The organism is Aquimarina algicola, assembly GCF_006443095.1.
GTDB classification, from domain to species: Bacteria; Bacteroidota; Bacteroidia; order Flavobacteriales; family Flavobacteriaceae; genus Aquimarina; species Aquimarina algicola.
Genome location: NZ_VFWZ01000001.1, coordinates 145,331 through 163,738, shown reverse-complemented (window position 1 = coordinate 163,738; position 18,408 = coordinate 145,331). Strand labels below are relative to the sequence as shown.

The window sequence follows — 18,408 nt, the reverse complement described above, 5'->3', positions numbered from 1 at the left end:
TTAAATGAGGTTTATAGTTCTTGAACTTCTGGAAAATCAATATCAACTTGAGTAACATTATGCAGATAGTTAGTGATGGTTTTTTCACCAACTTGTATAATTACATCAACTAAATGTCCTTTGCCATAACCTTCATTAAAAAAGCATTCTAAAAACTTCTGATTTATTTTACCTCTTGCTTCTGCAATATCTTTGGCGAGTTTAACCAAGGCATTTAACTTTTTATCAAAAGAAACTTTTCCGCTTCTAATTTCAATCGCTTGCTCATCTGTATAGCCATTCATTTTGCCAATGGCAGTATGTGCAGCTTTACAATAATTACAATCATTTACTTCGCTTACTATTAAATTAATAGCTTCTTTTTCTTTATTGGTTAAAGAAGGTTTATCATTTTGAAATGATATATACCTATTTAAACCATTATTTGATAAACCTAAGGTTGCAAAAAGATTGGGCATAAAACCTACAGATTTTACAATAGCATCGTATACAGGCAAATTGTCTGCAGACATTTGTTCTCTTACAGGAACTTCGAATTTAATTTTTGAATTTGTATCCATTCTTTATGTTTTATTGATAGCACAAAGATTGGAACTAAGTAGTTTTTATGAATTCAGCTATTTGAAGAAATTTGGTTCAGATAGCTGAACATTTTTTATTTAGAAACAAGTTGATTGCGTATTTCACTTAAATATTGTTTTGAAATACCTAAATAAGAAGCAACCATATATTGCGGTATTCTTTGTTCAAACTCTGGATATTCTTCTTTGAATAGAAGGTATTTTTCTTTAGCAGAAAAACTCAAATTTGTAATAATACGTTTTTCTAAAGTAATTGATACTTTTTGAAAAAGAATACGGAAAAAATGCTCCAGCTCAGAAATATTAAGGAATAATTCTTCCAAATCTTTAAGAGAAATTTGAACAATTTCAGTATCCTCTAAACATTGAATATTAGTATTTGAAATTTCTTGATTAAGAAAGCTTGGTAAATCTGTAGCCCACCAATTTTCTATTGCAAATCTAAAAATATGTTCATTTCCATCATTATCAATATGGAACGTTTTGGTTGTTCCAGAAATAATGAAATTTAAAAATTTACATGAATCTCCTTGTTGCAGAATATACTGCCCTTTTAGATATTTTCTAATACTTATCTTCGATAATAATAACGATTCTTCTTGATTGGAAAGAACAATAGAGTCAGTTAGATAATTAATTAAAGGATGAATGGCCATAATGTATTATTGCTAACGTTGTTTTGTATATGGTTTGTTGCATGTTTAAAGAACCGAATTTAATATATAATTACTGAAAGAAAAAGTCCGCGAGGACTTCTGCAAGTAGGCAAAAAACCGACAATAAATTATATACGGTATTGGGAGTATATATGCTTAAGGACAAGTTGTGACAGGGTTTCCACATAATTTTTCTGACTGAACCCACCCACTTCCTTTTTTTGTTTTAATCTTCATCCAATTACAATCTATATCAATAATTTTAAAATGGTTTATTTTTTCTCCTTTTATTTCAATTAATTTTTCGCCATCAGCTTCATCTAGTACTTTAAAGTGTTCTAATGTTTCTCCTATAATTTTTAATAATCTTTTTCCATTTGGTTCATCCAATAAATAAATGTCGTGTGTTGTTGTAATTCCTACAACAGAAGTGTGAATCCAACCTTCAAAGTTTGAAATTTCACATTCGTCCATTCCTGTAATGTTGTTTATTTTTAGCCAACCATTTTTTGAATCAATTACATTTACGAGATATCCCCAATTATTATAATTTTTGTGATTGATTTTGAAGATTATGGTTCCATTTGGTTCAGCTCTTATATTTGTAAACTCTCCTTTATCATCATCAATCCAAACTTCAAATGAGTTGCATTTTTTATTTTGAGCATAAGACACATTGTTCCAGATAATTATTAGCAACGTTAAGTTCAATATTTTTTTCATAGTTTTAATCAGTTACGCTTTAATTACTGCCATCGGTTTTGTGTATGGTTCGTTGTGGAAAATCATTGCTGATTTTCCGCCGTAACCGAAGGATAATAAGTTGCAATGAATTCCGATAAAGGAATTCAGCCGCAATGAGCTATACACGATGTTGGTAATAGTTTTTATTATTTATCCATTGAGTTACAATTGGCCATATTTCTTTTTTTGAATTCTGTGATTTTAAAATTCTGCTATGATTGTAATTTTCAAGATTTCCACTTTCTTTCGAGAGATAAACCAATTGATTTTCTTTGTTTTCAAAAGCATTTAAATATTTCTCGCAACCAACTTTAGGTGCAATAAAATTATCTCCGCTCGCACAGATTGATAAAATCGGAATCTTTATTTCGTTCATTTTGCTCATGTAGTCAAATCCGTTTTCTCCAACGAAATTGTGTTTTAAATTCCAATCGAACCATTGTTTCATAGTGTAATAACTTTCTCTATGTTCGGTTGAACCTGCAGTTTTAGCCGGAACAAATCCTAGCAATGCTGTCAGATATTTACCCGCTAAAATTTTCATTCGATTATTAAGTTCCATTCCTGCTCCGAAAGCTTGCACTCCAAATAATGTAATACTGTTAATTTTCGAATGATAGCTTTTGTTATTAATCAATAACATTGTAAGAGCAATTCCGCCACCGCTATGAGCTAAACAATCTATGTTTTGAATATTTTGGTCATTGAAAACAAATTCAAATGTCGATTTGAGGTCATATTTTGCAATTGTCTCAAAGTTAAAATCTTTTTGAGCTTTAGAACTCTCTCCGTGATTCCGCCATTCCATTATCCAGCAAGTAAATCCTTGTTCGGTCAAATAAGAAGCAATTCCTGAACATATTTTTCTGTTCGAGAAAGTTCCGTGAGTTAAAAAAATATGTCTTTCGGAACTTGTTTTAGGACTTAACTTCCAAAGTGCAATTTTTTCGTTGTCTTTAGTTTCTATATGATATAAATGTTCTTTCAGGATGTGTGATTTAAATTACTGCCAACGTTTAGTATATGAATCGTTACATCTCGCAGAGTGCTATGATTTCATATACCTTGTTGTAGCCAGTTTTTTATTTATTTGGTCTGATAGTAGGGCTCGAACCTACGTCCATCCGGTCCAAGAGCCGGACGCTCTACCACTGAGCTATATCAGACTTAGATAGGTGCAGGGCTCGAACCTGCGTCCATTCGGGTAAAGAGCCGAACGTTCTACCGCTGAACTAACCTATCTAATTTCTTTCAGGAAATAATGGTTTCACATTTTTACCTGAAAAATATTTATGTTTTTTAAGAACTGTTGCTAAATATGGATTAGAAACAGTTACTCCGTGAACAAGTTCTGGTGTAGGTTTAAATTCCGCTACTCCGTGAACTCTTGGTGCAATCCAACCTGATTTTTCAGGATTGACCCCTGCTTGATTACAATATTTTACAACCAATTCTTTATTACAATTCTCTTTTCCTTGGAACACTTCCCAAGGCAATGGTATTTTATTCCAAATATCAGTATTTGGGTCAAGTTTTCCACCCGTAGAATGGTGCCAAGCAACAACATCAGCAGCCATTAACCTAAGAACCTTACCAAAACATATTTCATCTAAAATATAGTCCATTCCTAGAGCATAAATTATATTCATCCAATTATCTCTTGCTTTATTCCAAGCTCCAGCTGTATTGTTCCACGTAGTAGAGTCGTTACCTCTTTTTACAACCATTGTCTGTCTATCAATATCGCTTTTCAACCATATTTCAGCGAGTAAGTCTGCTATTTCTTGTAAAATACCTGTCCATTTCCCCAAAAGCTCTCCTTTATGTTTATCAGAAAGATTACCTAGGACTTCTTGACTAGTATAGATATGTGAAATTGCCCACCAATTAGTTTTATTAGTTTGTTTTAGCTTATTTTTTGTTTTTAAAATTCCTAGAACAGTATTTGTAGAAATTCCTTTGCAGCGATTTAATAACATTTGAGAGATTTCATCAAAGGCTCTTTCCTGTCTTGTATTTGTGAAAACACTTCTAAGATTACATCTTGAATTATAATAAGCTATGAAACAAGCAGAATTTAGGTCTTTTTGAAATTCCTGAAATTTTATGGTATGCGCAAGTCCGTGCTTTCCAATTTTTTGAAATTCAATTTTTTTAATTTCTCGTTTATACTTAAGAAGCTTATTTTCTAATCGCTTCAAAAGTCTCCATTTCTTATTGTAGCTTCTTTTACTTAAATTAAGACCTTTTTCTTTTCGCTGTTCCTTATTTAATCTATCAGAAAGAAAGTTATTTGCACCTACTACTTTGTTAATTAATGGAGAAACTTCTTCAATAAACTTTTTAATATCATCTACATTGTAGTAGTCAACAGAGTCTTTGTTACTTAACTTAAAGATTTCAATTGTCTTTTTAATCTGCTTTTCTGCACCTATAGCTGTTGCAAATTCTTGCATCATTGATGTGTATTCAAAAAAAGTGTTTTTGAGTGAACCTTTAGAGGCTTTTTTTAAAATGTCTTTTTCATTAGAAGACAGGTTATATTCTAAAACTTCAAGGATGATTTGAGCCACATCCTCTGGACGTTTCCTTTGAATTAGAGTTTTATGTAGATTTTCTATTGTTTTCATTTGATAAGATTTGAAATCTTATGCTAGTTTATAAGGTTAGTACGCATTATTTTTGCGTAGTGAATTTAATTGGTTACAACGGCAGTCTGTCTCAAAACTAATTTTACCTCTTTGAAAATCTCGTATTTGAAATTTTCCAAAGGTATCTATCCGAATATCAAAACCAAAATGGTAGGTTTTGAGACAGACTGCCGGGTTAGTATAAAAGCATTAGCGGATTAAAACGCATCTGCCTTTCGGATAACAAGGTACTGAATTTAACGCAAAAACGGTTCAAGTTTCGACCTGAACCGCTATTACTTTTATACAATAACAACTGTCTATTTATTCTTCATGTGTGAATAGTTTATTTACAATTTTCCATCCATCATTGACTTTAGCTAATGACAAGTAATCATAATAATTATACCCTAACATAGGAACATGTAATTTGGCAATTGCGATTTTACCCATTATATCTATCCCTATGATTTTCATTTTAAATGTCTCATTTAAATCTTTTGGACTTTGTCTGTTTTTCACTCCTTCAAGATATTCGTTTATACTTTTTAAGTACTCAACACCTTTAATGTCTCCATAGATAGCTACATTTTTATGAAAACAAGCTTTAAGTTTAGCCCAATCTCCGTGAAAAATCCCTTCGAAATAATTGGTAATTATACTTTCGATTTCTTTTATACTTTCTTTATACATAATCTGTTTTTTTAGATAGCGTGACCAACTGTATGACCACCAGCTATGTTAATTGTTTCTCCTGTTACAAAATTTGAGGTAGCCAAGTAATATGCTGCTTCGGCAACCTCGATAGCTTCTCCAATTCTATTTAGTAAGTGTAAGCCTGCTAAACTATCTGCATCCTCTATTCCTATTTTTCCCTGCAACGGACTTCTAATAATACCAGGAGCTATTGTATTAACCTTAATATTGTTTTTGCCAAATTCAGATGCTAATTGTCTCGTTAAAGAATGAATAGCACCTTTGCTTGTTAGTGGTGCTGTTGCTGAAAACCCAGCTATAGCGTGTTCTACCAATACAGTTCCTATGTTAATTATAGAACCATTTTGTTGTTTCAACATTTGTGGGATAACCGCTTGAGAAGTAAAATATGTTCCTTTTAGGTTTACACTCCAATAACGTTCTAAATCTTTTTCTTCAACGTCTAAGAAAGGTTTTGGAGCAAATACTCCTGAATTGTTAATTAAGACATCTATAGAATTAAATGTTTCCAATGCCAGAGTAGCAAGTTTTTGACTAGTTTCTTGTTTACTGATATCTCCAGCTAAGTAAACAGCATTAGAGGGAGAGTCAAATTCTTTGTAAGTCCTTCTTAAATTTTCTTCATTTGAAGAATTCATTACAACATTACTATCTCGCTCTATAAAATATTTTGCAATTTCTTTACCAATTCCTGTGGAAGCTCCTGTAATGATTACGGTTTTGTTTTTCATTTTCTTTATTTTTTAGTTCCTAAATATTGTTTTCCATTTACTCCCCAATTTGCAATAGGTACTTCATCAATAACTATATGGGTTGTTCGAGGATTTTTGTTGAGTATGTCAACTACTAGTTGTGTAGCACCTTCTATTAATTGACGTTTTTGTTCTTGTGTTACTTGTTCGTCAGTAACTCTGATGTTAATGTATGGCATAACTTTTTTGTTAAATTAATTGTCATACAAAGGTGATGTGAATCTAAAATTTTAGAAAGGAGGTTTGTCACTTCTTTGAAGTGACGTAGGTCACATTGAGTGATAATAGACAAGAAGTAGAGTTATGAGTCTAATCTACTAAGTGTTTCTCTAGAAACACCTAAATAAGCAGCAATCATTTTTTTAGGAACACGTTGGAAAAGTTGTGGATATTGTTCTAGAAGTAAGTCGTATCTTTCCTTGGTTGAATTTTGTAATAATGACAGAATCCTATTCTGAAGAGCAATACGGCCGAATTTACTTTTTTTAGCCCAAAAGTGTTCCATTTTGTGCATTTGAGCAGTTAACTTCTCTCTGTTTTCGAATGATATATATAGTAATTCACTATCTTCTATACAATCGATAGAAGTCTTAGATCTGGTTTGTTTTACAAAAGATTCATAATCCGTAATCCACCAATTTTCCATTCCAAATTGGAGAATATGTTCCTTTCCCGTATTGTCAACAAAGTAGCTTTTTAAACAACCTTTTATTACCCAGTATTCTTTATTTACTATTTCCCCTTCCTGAATAATGTATTGATGTTTACGTTTTTTGATTTGCTCAAAATGATTCAATACAAAATCAAATTCTTCATCTGTAAGGCTAACTATTTCTTCTATATGTTGTCTTAGAGGATGTGTCATTTTAATTGTTGCTAACAATGTTATATAAGATATATATCCTTTATTTCCCAAATATAAAAGTAACAATTAATAGAAAAAATAAGACAATATTGTCTTATTAAAAACTTTACTTGTAAAATAATAAAGTTTTAATTTTGGTTGAATATTTGTCTTAAACTATAGATGTTGCCAAAACAATTTTTTCATAAAGTAAAATAATCATAACCGTAATATACTATCGCTTTACTTTCTTATTTTAAGACTAGTCTAAACTCTATTCTATAAAACCAAGTAAGAAAATTATATTCATAAGAGATTGTATATATCACTCAAAATACGCCTCTATAATTTCCTTTAATTTTTTCAATTCGTTATCATCAAAATAGGGATTCAAGAAAATACATTTGAGCCACATTTCATTTTTCCATGGGATTAAACTTATATATATATATTTGTGATAAAGATAATTTTGAAAGTCTGATAACGACTTTTTATATTCTTTTTCTGATTGCCCTACCCTTTTCTTAGGCCTGAAAAGTAAAATATTTAATTCTGGTTTTGTATATAATTCTAAATGCTCATTTTGTAAAACAAATGCTGTAAAGGATTTTGTAATCTTCATATTAAGATCTATAATCTTACCAAAAGATTTTTTCCCTATCAAGTAAACAGATAACCATAATTTTAAAACTGAAGTATGCCTACTTCCCTGAATTCCGAATTCGCCTAAATTTATTGCATTAGTCTCACTTGTATATGGAGCAGCAATCCTAAAACTATTTTGAAATTGTTTGTTATTTTTAAATATCAATATCGAACAGGTTTTAGATACAAACATCCATTTTTGTGGATTAAAACTAACTGAATCTGCATGTTCAAAAGATGGGCATATATGTTTTTGATTTTCTGATAAGGTCATTGCACCCCCATAGACAGCATCTATATGATGCCAAAGATGATATTGATTACATATTGATTGTATCTCATCTACTTCATCTAAGGATCCGGAGTTTGTAGTACCAAAAGTAGAAACTATGGCAAAAGGCATTTTTCCTTCTTGTAAAGAGCGGTCAATATCAGATCGTAAACAATCAATAGATATTTTTCCCCGGTTATCGGTTTTTACTTTAATTACATTCTCTGTTCCTATCCCCAAAAACATTCCCGCCTTCAGGATTGATGAATGACAGTGTTCTGAAGCAAAAAAAACCGGTTGCTTACTACTATTGTAAACATTACCATCTTTACTGTTTAATTTTATATTTCGTGCTACTAATAGCGCTTGAATATTTGCCAAAGTACCTCCACTAGTCATCACACCTCCTGCTCTCTTATCAAATCCAAACCACCTGCAAAAGACCTGAATCAACTCTTGTTCTAGCCATGTCAAAAAGGGACTCATTTCATTAGCTAGCATATTATTATTAATACTTGCTGTAATCAAATCTCCTACTATCGCACCAATGTTTGGGATAGAGTCCATTTGCCCAATATACCCTACCGAAGAAGCATTCATACTATTATCATAAATAGTAGATAACTTTTGTAAAATCTGTGCTAAATCATGAGGTTCTTCTAATTCGTTTATAAATGAAAAATCCTCTCTTAACAAAGGCACTAATTCTTCCTGAGATCTATTACTACTATTATCAATCAGCTGGGCAATGATTTCTGAAAAAAAATCTGTAACATATTCTGTGTTCTCTCCATTCGGAGATATAAACCAATTGTTAATATCTTGTCTCAAAGTTGTTTTAGTTTTCTAGATTTAATTTACACTACTGATTTTCAGATTAATAAAATGAAATAGTTCATTTTAAAAAAGTATTATTTTAAGCATTTATACATTGCCCAAAAATCAAATGTTTCATCACCTATTGTGAATCGATGTTCTCCTGCAATTTGATACGATTTACCCTTATAAAAAGCGACTGCTTGCGATTTGATTTTCAGATTTGATAACCAAATGTGAGTGCTATCAGTTTTGGTTACTTCTTCTAAAATAAAATGATGAAGTTCACTCCCAATTCCCTTACCTTCATACCCTTTTAACAGATAAATTCGTTGTAATTTGGATACATGATTACTATCTATAAATTCTGAAGGAGAGTTTAACTTTACCTTCGCATACCCAATAGGAGCATCATCTTGTTTATCTCTCACCAACCAGTATAAATTATCCGATTTCTCTAGACTGTTTGCTATTTTATCTAAAGAAAATGAGGATTCAAGATATTCAGAAAGGTTTTTCTTATTCTTGAAAAAAGTTCCATATGATTGGTCAAACGTCTTTTTACCTAAATCAGCGATGATTTTTTGATCGTCTATACTTGCTTTGTGAATTACTATAGTGTTATCGTTTTTCTGGATGGACATCTTTATATTTTAAAAGTAATGTATTAAAACTATTTTCATCAATGGGCTTATACACTATGGTTGTACTCACTGGATATTTTTTAATAGCATTTTTGGGTCGAATTGGTCTTTTTTCAAAACCACCTCCGCAATTAGGACATACATTGTGTAAAATATGTTCTACACAATCTTTACAAAATGTACATTCAAAAGTACAAATCATTGCTTCATCGCTATCACTTGGTAAGCTTTTATTACAATTCTCGCAGGTAGGTCGTATTGCTAACATTGATTATTTATTTTTTTGAATATAATTCTCTACAGATTTTGGCATTTTAATGGTCTCTGATAAAGTTTCGTCAGCAATAGCATCAAAAGCAACTTGTTTGATAGGTACTACACCTGCCCAATATGATGTTTCATAATCTTCTGCTTCATCATTTACTCCTTCTGCCCTAGTCTTTGCAGAAGCTGTATCTATAGTAATTGCCATAACCAAAGTCGCTTTAAACTCTTTTTGATTTGGAGGTCTTACATTATCCCAATGTTCTGGAACCATATGATTTAAAATACAGGCAAGAGCTTCCATTTTTTCTGTTGGATCTTCTATTTTTTCAACATGACCAAAAATAGTTACAGAACGATAATTTGCAGAATGATGAAACGCCGATCTTGCCAGTACCAAACCATCAAGGTGAGTTACAGAAATACTAGCTTTCCCCGAAGCTAATAAACTTAGCATCATCCTATTCTTTAATGATCCATGGATATAAATTTTATTGCCTTTTCTACCATATGCTGTTGGGATCACAATTGCCTCTCCATTGTAAACATAACCGATATGACATAAAAAAGCATCGTCTAAAATAGTATTAATAGTAGCCACATCATAACTTGCTCTTTTTGGACCTCTTACTACTTTATTTAATTTTGAAACTGAATACTCTGACATTATTATTTGATTTTATAGTGTAAAACTAATAGTTTTATGGTGTGTTATAGCAACCCAGTTTTCAAATACCAAATAGTCCGGTTATGTTTCCTTTTAAAAAAAATATCATTTTAGATCGTGATAGTAATCGTAATCTGTATTTGCAGATATGTGATCAAATCATTGGGTTCATCAAATCAGGAAAATTACCTCCGTCTACAAGATTACCTGGTACTCGAAAACTTGCAGAAGATCTGAATATTCATAGAAAAACCGTTATTGCCGCGTATGATGAATTGATTGCACAAGGATGGATCAAAACAGTGCCAGCCAAAGGTACTTTTGTAAGTAATACATTGCCTATCATCAAAACGCAAAACTTTTCTAAGACTATTAACGAGGTGTATAAAAATGATAAGAGTAATTTTTCATTTCATAAAAGACCTTATTTATATCGCAAGCCTAATACTGTTTATAAAAAAGAAATTCTTAGAATAGATGATGGTGTTCCTGACAATAGATTAGCGCCTATAGATGAAATTGCTAAAACATATCGCAACATTACGCAAAAAACATATCACAAAAGTTTATTAGGATATCGCTCTATATATGGAAATGATGAACTTAGAAATGCTTTGGTTTCTTATCTAAATCAAACGAGAGGTTTGCATATTGATAAAGATAATATTTTGATTACCAGAGGAAGTCAAATGGGAATTTATCTGGCTAGTCAACTTTTACTTCACAAAAAGAAGAATATTATTATTGGTACAACAAATTATATGACTGCTGATAATACTTTTCAAGAAGCTGGTGGTATTTTGCATCAAGTTCCTGTAGATAAGAACGGCTTGGATACTGTAGCTATAGAAAATGTCTGTAAGAATAAAACTATAGATGTTGTATACACCACCTCTCACCACCATCATCCTACAACAGTTACACTTTCTGCAGAAAGACGAATGCACTTATTAGAATTAGCAAAACAATATCGTTTTGCCATTATAGAGGATGATTATGATTATGATTTTCATTACAGTCACGCCCCTATTCTACCTTTAGCTAGCAATGATTATAGCGGAAATGTGATTTACATAGGAGGATTTACAAAAATCATAGCTCCTGCAATGCGAATTGGGTACTTAATTGCACCAAAAGATTTTGTGGATGAAGCTGCACGGTTAAGAAGGATTATTGATCGTCAGGGAGATACACTTTTAGAGCAAACTCTTGCCAAAATGATCATAAATGGTGATGTACAAAGACATTGTAATAAAGTTTTGAAAATCTATAAAGAAAGACGTGACTTGTTTTGTTCTTTATTCAAAGAAAAATTGGGAGATTATTTTGACTTTGATATTCCAAATGGAGGGATGGCAATATGGGTTAGGCTACATCAAAAGTATCATTGGGATGATGTTGTAAAAATAGCAGAACAACATAATCTCGTTTTAAACCATGAATGGAAACGATATGATAATGATAATTCTCGCCACAATGGGATCAGAATAGGGTTTGCATCACTAAACAAAGAAGAAGCACGTGAGTTTGTCGATCGAATGGCAAAGGTGTTCGATTCCCTTAATGAAGAAACTTTATGAATCAAAAATCAAAGTAAAAAAGTAAACAATACTAACACCACTTCTACTCTATAACAATATCATATTTTGATAACAACCCGTATAATCCAGATGAAGTAAATTTTGCTTTCTTAAGCATATTTATCTCTGGATCAATGGTATAATTTTTTGCCGTTCTAAAATCCACGGCATTCAATATTGTATTTTGAAAAGTAGAACGATATAAATCACAATCATTAAACACCGAATTTGTAAGATCACTTTTAGTAAAATCAGCCTGTTTAATACTACAATTAGAAAATATAGTATTTTTCATTTTTAAATTAAAAAAAGATGTAAGGTCTAAATTACAATGATCAAATTCTACTGAAAACATAAAATCATTACAAAGACTAAAGTCGATTCCAAGTAATTTGCAATCTTTGAATACAATCTCTTGTAAAGAAGTATGTTTAATCAAAACTGATTCAAATTTACAAGTGTCAAATGTACATTCTAGAAATGTCACTCCTGACATATTCGTTTTTGTAAAGTTACAATTAACAAACGTGCAGTTATCATACTCTTTTGCTAGTAACTTTTGATTAGAAAAATCTTGATCTTCAAATGATTTATCAAATAGTATAGGATTCATAGAGAAGAATTATTCATCAATTCGCCAAGGTGGATCTTTTCTGTTATCTCCTGCAAAGAAAAGTATAATTTGATTATGGTCGGGATCTTTAAGACGTGCTTCTCTCCATAACCATGTCTGATCTTTGGGTAAGTGTTCAAATTGAATACCCTCTGCAACCAAACGACTAACTTCTTCATCTAGATTTTCAGTCTCAAAATATACATATACTCCATCACCAACAGGTAACGTTTCTACCTCATGAATTGAAAATGTTGAATCTCCTTCAACGCATTCAAAACGAGCATAATGAGGCAGCGCCTCAACAATTAATCGTAAACCTAGTTTTTTGTAAAAAGAAATAGACTTTTTTACATCCAAGGAAGGTACAGTAACTTGATTCAATTTCATGCTGATATTCAATAAAAAGTTCTTATTCTTTAATATTACAATAAAAATTAGAACTAAAGAGCAATATAATCAAATTAAAAATTACACTTGTAAAATACAGTAATTAACGAAATAAAATGTCACAAAATCTTGGGTAAATCCTTAATTTTAACTGCTATAAAATCAAAACATTTTTTTATGAAAAAACCAAGCAAGTCTGAGGTTTTTGAAGACGTTAAAGACTTTATTTCAAAATTTTCCAGATTTCCTGTTGATAAACTTGACAATGCTTTTCTTTTAAAAGGCAATCCTTTAAAAATGAATACTCCACAACTTATTAGTATGACCTTAGCATTAAGAGGATATGTAAAAAACTTTCAGCCAGAAAAAACAGTTTTAGCCTCTGAGATAAAAAAAAATAATGTATCAGTAGCGTATTTATGCACATTGATAAATGAAAAAATAAACGCGTAATGACAATATCAAAGCTTAAATATTCATCCTTTTTATATACAATAGCCTTCTTTTTAGTTTCTTTAACCTCATCATCTCAAAACAAAGTAGCTAACTGGTTTGAAAAAAATAATATAAGTATCAGAAAATCATTTGATGGATCTATGAATGAAAATAGACCGGCTGCTTTTAGTCTATATGAAGATCATAAATCAAGTAGTGATTTTTTTAATATTGATATAGCAGCAAAAATTTCAGAAATAGAGTTACTAACACATACAAAATCTGTTCTTTTATTATATCCGGTTGCAGAATGGCACAAATCGTCTAACGAGGCTGATGAAAAAGACATCATAAGTCTTGCTGTTCATGGAGAATATTATTTTGGACAAAGCTATATGCTAAAACCATATTTATTGTCGAATTTTTCTTTCAAAAGAAATCTGTTAAATGGAGAGAATGAGCCTAGATATGTTGGTCAATTATCATTTGTAGGTGATCCTGAATATTCTTTTTTACCAGGAGTATCATGGAGATTCAAAAACGAAAATGCAGACTACAAAGGTGTTTACTACCCTTATTTTGGTTACGAATATAATGAGGTTCCTGATCTAATCACAAGTGGAGAGACTGAAACTTTTTCTGCTTTATTCGCAAGACTATTTGTAGAATATTGGGCAATGCCACAATCAATTCAATTTTTATTCGATGGAACCTATAAAAGAGTTCTTGGTGACAGTACTAATCTCAAAAAAGACTTACCCATACTTAGCCTTTCATTAAATTACTATCCAGGGAAACAACAAAATGTAAGCATTGGCGCTACTTATCGTAATGGATATGATCCAAATTCTAGATATGCCGAAATAGAAATTACTACGGTTAATCTAAATATTAAGTTTTAAAAACATGCCAAATAGTCTATAAAAAAAGAGAGGTTAAAGCATAGCCACCTCTCTTTTAACATTACATATAGGTAAGTTCAGGGTATAAATTATCTAATCACCAGCCAAAACCACATAAGAAGAAGGAACAGGTGATACACTATATTCTTTTACATTTTTAATATTTCCGAGATATTTTTCTGCCTCTTCAAAAGCTGCATCTATTGCACTTACTCCAGAATTTTTGCGAACTACAATAGTTTTTGAAATTACATTACCATTTAGGTATTCGACAGTTATTTTCCATTTTTTGATAGAGTGAATATTTCGACTCTCAGAAGCCTTATTTGCTTTCTCTTTTTTCTTGTCTTTTTTATCATTATTCCAACCAGATTCAGGGGTTAGTTCTGCACCAAAAGTATTAAAAACCAAGGCGCACAGAAACAGTGTTGTGAGGAGTTTTTTCATAGTTAGATGATTTTATTTGTGTGTTCACGAATATACATATATTTTTTTAATAATCAAATATTTTTTTATTAAAAATTTATTTTAATATTCAAATAAAATTTGTATGTTTGTTTTTATGACAAATAAGAAATTAAAAAAGCTCCTAAAACGTAGTAAAGGAGCTAAAACGGTTTACGGTATCTCAAAGGCTTTGGGTGTGAGTCCACAAGCCGGGGACTATGTTGTAAAAAGAAAAGATCTGGCAAAAGATTTTTCCAGATTAAAGAAAATTGCAGATTATATGGAAGTAGACATCAAAGATATTATTGATTTCAAGGAAGAAAAGTAACTCTTATCTCATATTCTATTTTGAATATTATTCTAAAAAAATAAGGTCAAAAAGCTCCTGCTCTCTAACCTTATTCTAAAATGCTATTTTTAAACAAAATTAATCCTACCTATCTAATACTAAATCGTTTTATTTTTTTGACCAAATCAGCATCTATTTCTATCATATAGATTCCTTTTGATAAATCAGATACATCGATACTGCTAGTATTCTCTTTTAATTGATTTTTAGCAACGACCTGACCTAGGTAATTTATAATAGTATATGAAGTAATTTTATATCCTTTTGCATCCAAAAATAATTCTCCTCCAATTACGGGATTAGGATACAAGAAGATACTCTTTGGCTTTGTGGTTTGATAACCATCATATTTTTGAGCAAGAAAACTATTTCCTATATCTACCGAGTAATCTTCTACCTCCCCAAAAGAAAAAGTTTCACATGCAGAAGGCTCTGAAGCATATTTCATAGAAATTCTCATTCTTGTAACACCCGATATTGCTGTATTAGGCACATCAAAATCAAAAGATTGATCAGTATTAGCATTAGAAATAGTTGTAAACAGTTGTTCTGAATTATCAAAAGTACCATCTTGATTATAATCTATCCAGGAACTCCAATATTCTCTATATGCTGTATTTGCAAACCCGGCTCTTATTACAATAGTATTTGTTCCATAATTAACTGCTCCAACCAGATTAACAAAATTACCATATCCAGAATTTGTACCTGAAATATTAGATATTCCTCCCAAATTGACATAATCTATATATTCAAAACTTGAATTATTTCCTTTTGAATCGCAATATGCCACTGTATTCTCTAATGTAGTAAATGTAACTTCTTGACTTGCAGAAGAAGTATTCCCAGCTGCATCTTTAGCTTTTACTGAAAATGAATATGTTGAATTAGCATTTAGACTTGTAATGATGTAACTATTTGCATTTACTTCTGCCACTCTATTTGCTCCATTCAAAACCTCATATCCTGCGACTCCTACATTGTCTGTCGCAGCTGACCATGACAGATTAGCTCCTGAAGCACTAATTGAATTAACAGTAAGATTTGTAGGTATTGAGGGAGCTTCTGTATCTGGAATAGATGATTTTAGTTCGATATTATCTATCGCTATATCACTTCGAAAACCAGAACCTGTAGTGCCTTTAACCTGAAGTTTGATTACTTCTCCTATAAAAGAAGACAGATTAATAGTCGCCGTTTTCCACTCATCTCCTTGGTTTCCGGTTTTACTCCAAACTGAAGTATAACTTACTCCATCATTAGTACTAATCAAAACTTCAAGACTACCCATATTTGTTCCATACATATGATAGTTGTATTCTAAAATAGGATTAACAATCCCACTTAAATCTATGCACGGACTATTTAATAATGCTGTTTTATTTGGGTTCCCCGAAGATGACGCTTCTGTATAGATGTAAGAGTTGCCATCTTGCGCAGCAGAAGGTCCCGTTGAAGAAGATGGAGTACTCCCTGAATTGATTGACCAATCTAGAACATTACTATCTGCATTGGACCATTCTCCAAAACCTGTCTCAAAACTTTCTTTGTAAGGAAAACTATTAATACCTGTACAAGCTTGCGTAGCAACGGTAGTAAATTCTACAATAGCGCTATAAGGAGAGTTTACTCCAGAACCACAATTACTTTTTACCTGTACTTCATAAGTACTCAGAGCTATTAATCCAGACACATCAACCGTATTGGTATCAGATGTAATTACCGACCAATTGGAGGCTCCTTTTACTTTATATCGAATTTCAAAAGATACATTCATGATATTATCCCAATTCAATGTAGCAGTGGTAGCTTGTATATCCGAAGCTATTAAACCTGTTGGAGCGCTTCCTGATAATGGTGTAAGTTGTACATTTTTGATCACTGTATCATAATCAGAAATATTTACTCCGGTTATAGTAACTGGTTCATAACAATCCGCTTCAAATAAAATATCATATGTTCCAGCTTTTATAGGTCTGTAATAATCCCCTTCTGGAAGTTCTGTAGGTACCCAGGACTCATAATTTTCTTTTCCAACAATGGTTATTTTGGCTTCTATCCCCTCATTTGTGATTGCATCAGTTACTACTCCTCTAATTCCATAGTTTACCTGCTTCAAAAAAGCAATGAGCGCATCTTCATTATAATTCCAATAGTTTACCAACTGATTTGCAGGTGGTGTTTTTGCATTACTAAGTTCTACGGTAATTTCTCTTCCTTTATGGGCATGTATTTGATAGTCTTGTCTACCCCCTTGTACTTCATACCAAGCATAACCATTCGTAATCCCATTATTCAAATCATCAAAATACCCCGTTGGACTATTAGACTGACACAAATCTCTGTATTCTTCTGAGACATGAACAAAATAATCTTCATCAGGATGAGCTCCTGCAAAAGTATCCCATGGGTAATTGACTAATTCTATCCCTCCATGAAAATTAGCAGATAATACAAAATGTTTTGTCGCGGCAAAATCCATAAAAGCTAATGTTTCTTTTTGATAGGCATTTCCATCAGGATTGGGACCATCATCAGGATCGGGATAGTTTCTGTTTAAATCTACATTATTCGCATTTCCTCTCGTAGCATTTGCTACCGAAGTGTTATTAGGACTATTTCTAAAAGTACCATCAGGATTCGCTAGTGGGTTTATCCAAACTTCATTATTATCAAGAAGTTCTTTGATTTCAATATGTCTAGGATGGCTACTATCCTTATAAGCATTCAACAAAAGATCAATAAGATTAAGCATCATAGGATACCCTGCTATTTCATCTCCATGCATAGAAGAAGTATACATGACCCTTGGCTCTTGCTCATCAAGAGCAACATTATTAGATAGTTTTACAAACAATAATGATTTATCACCTTCTGTTGTGGTTCCTATATTTTCAACTTTACAAAGCGTAGGGTGAGTTGCAGCAAAATCATTCATCATATTTTCATAATCATCATATGTCGGATATGCGGTAAGAGGAAATGTAACTGCTTTTGTATGAAGGTCAGAAGTCATGGTTCGATATCCTATAATATTATCTTCTGAAGCGATCGTAAATGGAATCTTTTTTTGTAAAAACGAAGTAAATTGACTTTTTGTAGCCATTACTTTAACCATATTTTGATTTGTATCGAAGTCAACAATAGCAAATTCTTTTGTGATTAATGGTAATTGAGCTTTATCATTCAGTTTAAAGCTAAAAATGACTTCGCCTTTTAGGTCTAGATAATCATTAGCAAGGTTCACATTATTTTGTTGTGCAAGAATTGGATTAAAAGCAATGCATAGCATCACTAATAAAAGTGTAAGATTTTTTTTCATTGGTCTTAAGAGTAATTTGAGTTGATTTAATTGTTATTTAATTTATTGAGTAATACATTGGTCATTTTAAATATACTACAAATTCCCTAAGGTTTCAATTAAAAATCAAATCAACAAACTAACTTTCAAAAGTTTGTAA

The 18,408-nt window shown here is 31.6% G+C and carries 21 protein-coding genes and 2 tRNA genes; 4 read left to right on the top strand and 19 right to left on the bottom strand.

The window, feature by feature from the left end; genetic code table 11:
• Nucleotides 1-11: 11 nt before the first annotated feature.
• The 15 genes from FHK87_RS00720 to FHK87_RS00650 form a co-directional block, all read right to left on the bottom strand.
• Nucleotides 12-560, bottom strand: a complete 549-nt coding sequence (locus FHK87_RS00720; RefSeq protein ID WP_140588605.1) for a carboxymuconolactone decarboxylase family protein — start codon at nt 558-560, stop codon at nt 12-14.
• A 95-nt stretch (nt 561-655) separates the two neighbouring features.
• Nucleotides 656-1,237 carry a Crp/Fnr family transcriptional regulator gene (locus tag FHK87_RS00715; RefSeq protein WP_140588602.1) on the bottom strand — a complete coding sequence of 194 codons (582 nt, stop codon included), beginning with the start codon at nt 1,235-1,237 and terminating at the stop codon, nt 656-658.
• A gap of 156 nt (nt 1,238-1,393) precedes the next feature.
• Nucleotides 1,394-1,960 (bottom strand): SH3 domain-containing protein, encoded by a 567-nt coding sequence (locus FHK87_RS00710; protein ID WP_140588600.1) that lies wholly within the window; start codon nt 1,958-1,960, stop codon nt 1,394-1,396.
• Nucleotides 1,961-2,099: 139 nt separating this feature from the next.
• Nucleotides 2,100-2,948: an alpha/beta fold hydrolase gene (locus FHK87_RS00705; RefSeq protein ID WP_226294050.1), complete on the bottom strand. Its 849-nt coding sequence runs from the start codon at nt 2,946-2,948 to the stop codon at nt 2,100-2,102.
• A 126-nt stretch (nt 2,949-3,074) separates the two neighbouring features.
• Nucleotides 3,075-3,147, bottom strand: a tRNA-Lys gene (locus FHK87_RS00700).
• A gap of 3 nt (nt 3,148-3,150) precedes the next feature.
• A tRNA-Lys gene (locus tag FHK87_RS00695) sits at nt 3,151-3,223 on the bottom strand.
• Nucleotides 3,223-4,611, bottom strand: coding sequence for a hypothetical protein (locus FHK87_RS00690; protein ID WP_140588594.1), 1,389 nt, complete (start codon nt 4,609-4,611; stop codon nt 3,223-3,225). The genes FHK87_RS00695 and FHK87_RS00690 overlap by 1 nt, the downstream gene beginning before the upstream one ends.
• 324 nt (nt 4,612-4,935) lie before the next feature.
• On the bottom strand, nt 4,936-5,304 hold the full coding sequence (locus FHK87_RS00685) for a nuclear transport factor 2 family protein (RefSeq protein WP_140588592.1): 369 nt from the start codon (nt 5,302-5,304) through the stop codon (nt 4,936-4,938).
• A gap of 11 nt (nt 5,305-5,315) precedes the next feature.
• On the bottom strand, nt 5,316-6,059 hold the full coding sequence (locus FHK87_RS00680) for an SDR family NAD(P)-dependent oxidoreductase (RefSeq protein WP_140588589.1): 744 nt from the start codon (nt 6,057-6,059) through the stop codon (nt 5,316-5,318).
• 5 nt (nt 6,060-6,064) lie between these two features.
• Nucleotides 6,065-6,259 (bottom strand): tautomerase family protein, encoded by a 195-nt coding sequence (locus FHK87_RS00675; RefSeq protein ID WP_140588586.1) that lies wholly within the window; start codon nt 6,257-6,259, stop codon nt 6,065-6,067.
• Nucleotides 6,260-6,381: 122 nt separating this feature from the next.
• Nucleotides 6,382-6,945 (bottom strand): Crp/Fnr family transcriptional regulator, encoded by a 564-nt coding sequence (locus FHK87_RS00670; protein ID WP_140588584.1) that lies wholly within the window; start codon nt 6,943-6,945, stop codon nt 6,382-6,384.
• A 304-nt stretch (nt 6,946-7,249) separates the two neighbouring features.
• A complete protein-coding gene (locus FHK87_RS00665; protein ID WP_140588582.1) occupies nt 7,250-8,671 on the bottom strand; it encodes a pyridoxal phosphate-dependent decarboxylase family protein in 1,422 nt (473 codons plus the stop codon).
• 80 nt (nt 8,672-8,751) lie between these two features.
• A complete protein-coding gene (locus FHK87_RS00660) occupies nt 8,752-9,300 on the bottom strand; it encodes a GNAT family N-acetyltransferase (RefSeq protein ID WP_140588579.1) in 549 nt (182 codons plus the stop codon).
• A complete protein-coding gene (locus tag FHK87_RS00655; protein WP_140588577.1) occupies nt 9,278-9,568 on the bottom strand; it encodes a DUF1272 domain-containing protein in 291 nt (96 codons plus the stop codon). Before FHK87_RS00655 ends, FHK87_RS00660 begins: the two co-directional genes overlap by 23 nt.
• Before the next feature lie 3 nt (nt 9,569-9,571).
• Entirely contained in the window at nt 9,572-10,231 is a 660-nt protein-coding gene (locus FHK87_RS00650; protein ID WP_140588574.1) for a pyridoxamine 5'-phosphate oxidase family protein, read from the bottom strand.
• An 83-nt stretch (nt 10,232-10,314) separates the two neighbouring features.
• Between FHK87_RS00650 and pdxR the strand changes: the two genes are divergently transcribed.
• Entirely contained in the window at nt 10,315-11,811 is a 1,497-nt protein-coding gene (pdxR, locus tag FHK87_RS00645; protein WP_140588572.1) for a MocR-like pyridoxine biosynthesis transcription factor PdxR, read from the top strand.
• A 43-nt stretch (nt 11,812-11,854) separates the two neighbouring features.
• On the opposite strand, the gene FHK87_RS00640 is transcribed toward pdxR, so the two are convergent.
• Together FHK87_RS00640 and FHK87_RS00635 are read right to left on the bottom strand one after the other, a co-directional pair.
• Nucleotides 11,855-12,424: a pentapeptide repeat-containing protein gene (locus FHK87_RS00640; protein ID WP_140588570.1), complete on the bottom strand. Its 570-nt coding sequence runs from the start codon at nt 12,422-12,424 to the stop codon at nt 11,855-11,857.
• Nucleotides 12,425-12,433: 9 nt separating this feature from the next.
• A complete protein-coding gene (locus FHK87_RS00635; RefSeq protein WP_140588567.1) occupies nt 12,434-12,814 on the bottom strand; it encodes a VOC family protein in 381 nt (126 codons plus the stop codon).
• Nucleotides 12,815-12,991: 177 nt separating this feature from the next.
• Between FHK87_RS00635 and FHK87_RS00630 the strand changes: the two genes are divergently transcribed.
• Together FHK87_RS00630 and FHK87_RS00625 are read left to right on the top strand one after the other, a co-directional pair.
• Nucleotides 12,992-13,267: a hypothetical protein gene (locus FHK87_RS00630; RefSeq protein ID WP_140588564.1), complete on the top strand. Its 276-nt coding sequence runs from the start codon at nt 12,992-12,994 to the stop codon at nt 13,265-13,267.
• A complete protein-coding gene (locus FHK87_RS00625) occupies nt 13,267-14,151 on the top strand; it encodes a hypothetical protein (protein ID WP_140588562.1) in 885 nt (294 codons plus the stop codon). The genes FHK87_RS00630 and FHK87_RS00625 overlap by 1 nt, the downstream gene beginning before the upstream one ends.
• Nucleotides 14,152-14,244: 93 nt before the next feature.
• On the opposite strand, the gene FHK87_RS00620 is transcribed toward FHK87_RS00625, so the two are convergent.
• Entirely contained in the window at nt 14,245-14,598 is a 354-nt protein-coding gene (locus FHK87_RS00620) for a hypothetical protein (protein WP_140588560.1), read from the bottom strand.
• 103 nt (nt 14,599-14,701) lie between these two features.
• Here FHK87_RS00620 and FHK87_RS00615 point away from each other — a divergent pair, with 103 nt between their 5' ends.
• Complete coding sequence (locus FHK87_RS00615) at nt 14,702-14,926, top strand: hypothetical protein (protein ID WP_140588557.1); 225 nt, start codon at nt 14,702-14,704, stop codon at nt 14,924-14,926.
• Between the two features lie 109 nt (nt 14,927-15,035).
• Here the strand turns inward: FHK87_RS00615 and FHK87_RS00610 are convergent, their stop codons facing one another.
• On the bottom strand, nt 15,036-18,269 hold the full coding sequence (locus FHK87_RS00610; RefSeq protein ID WP_140588555.1) for a M14 family zinc carboxypeptidase: 3,234 nt from the start codon (nt 18,267-18,269) through the stop codon (nt 15,036-15,038).
• Nucleotides 18,270-18,408 lie beyond the last annotated feature (139 nt).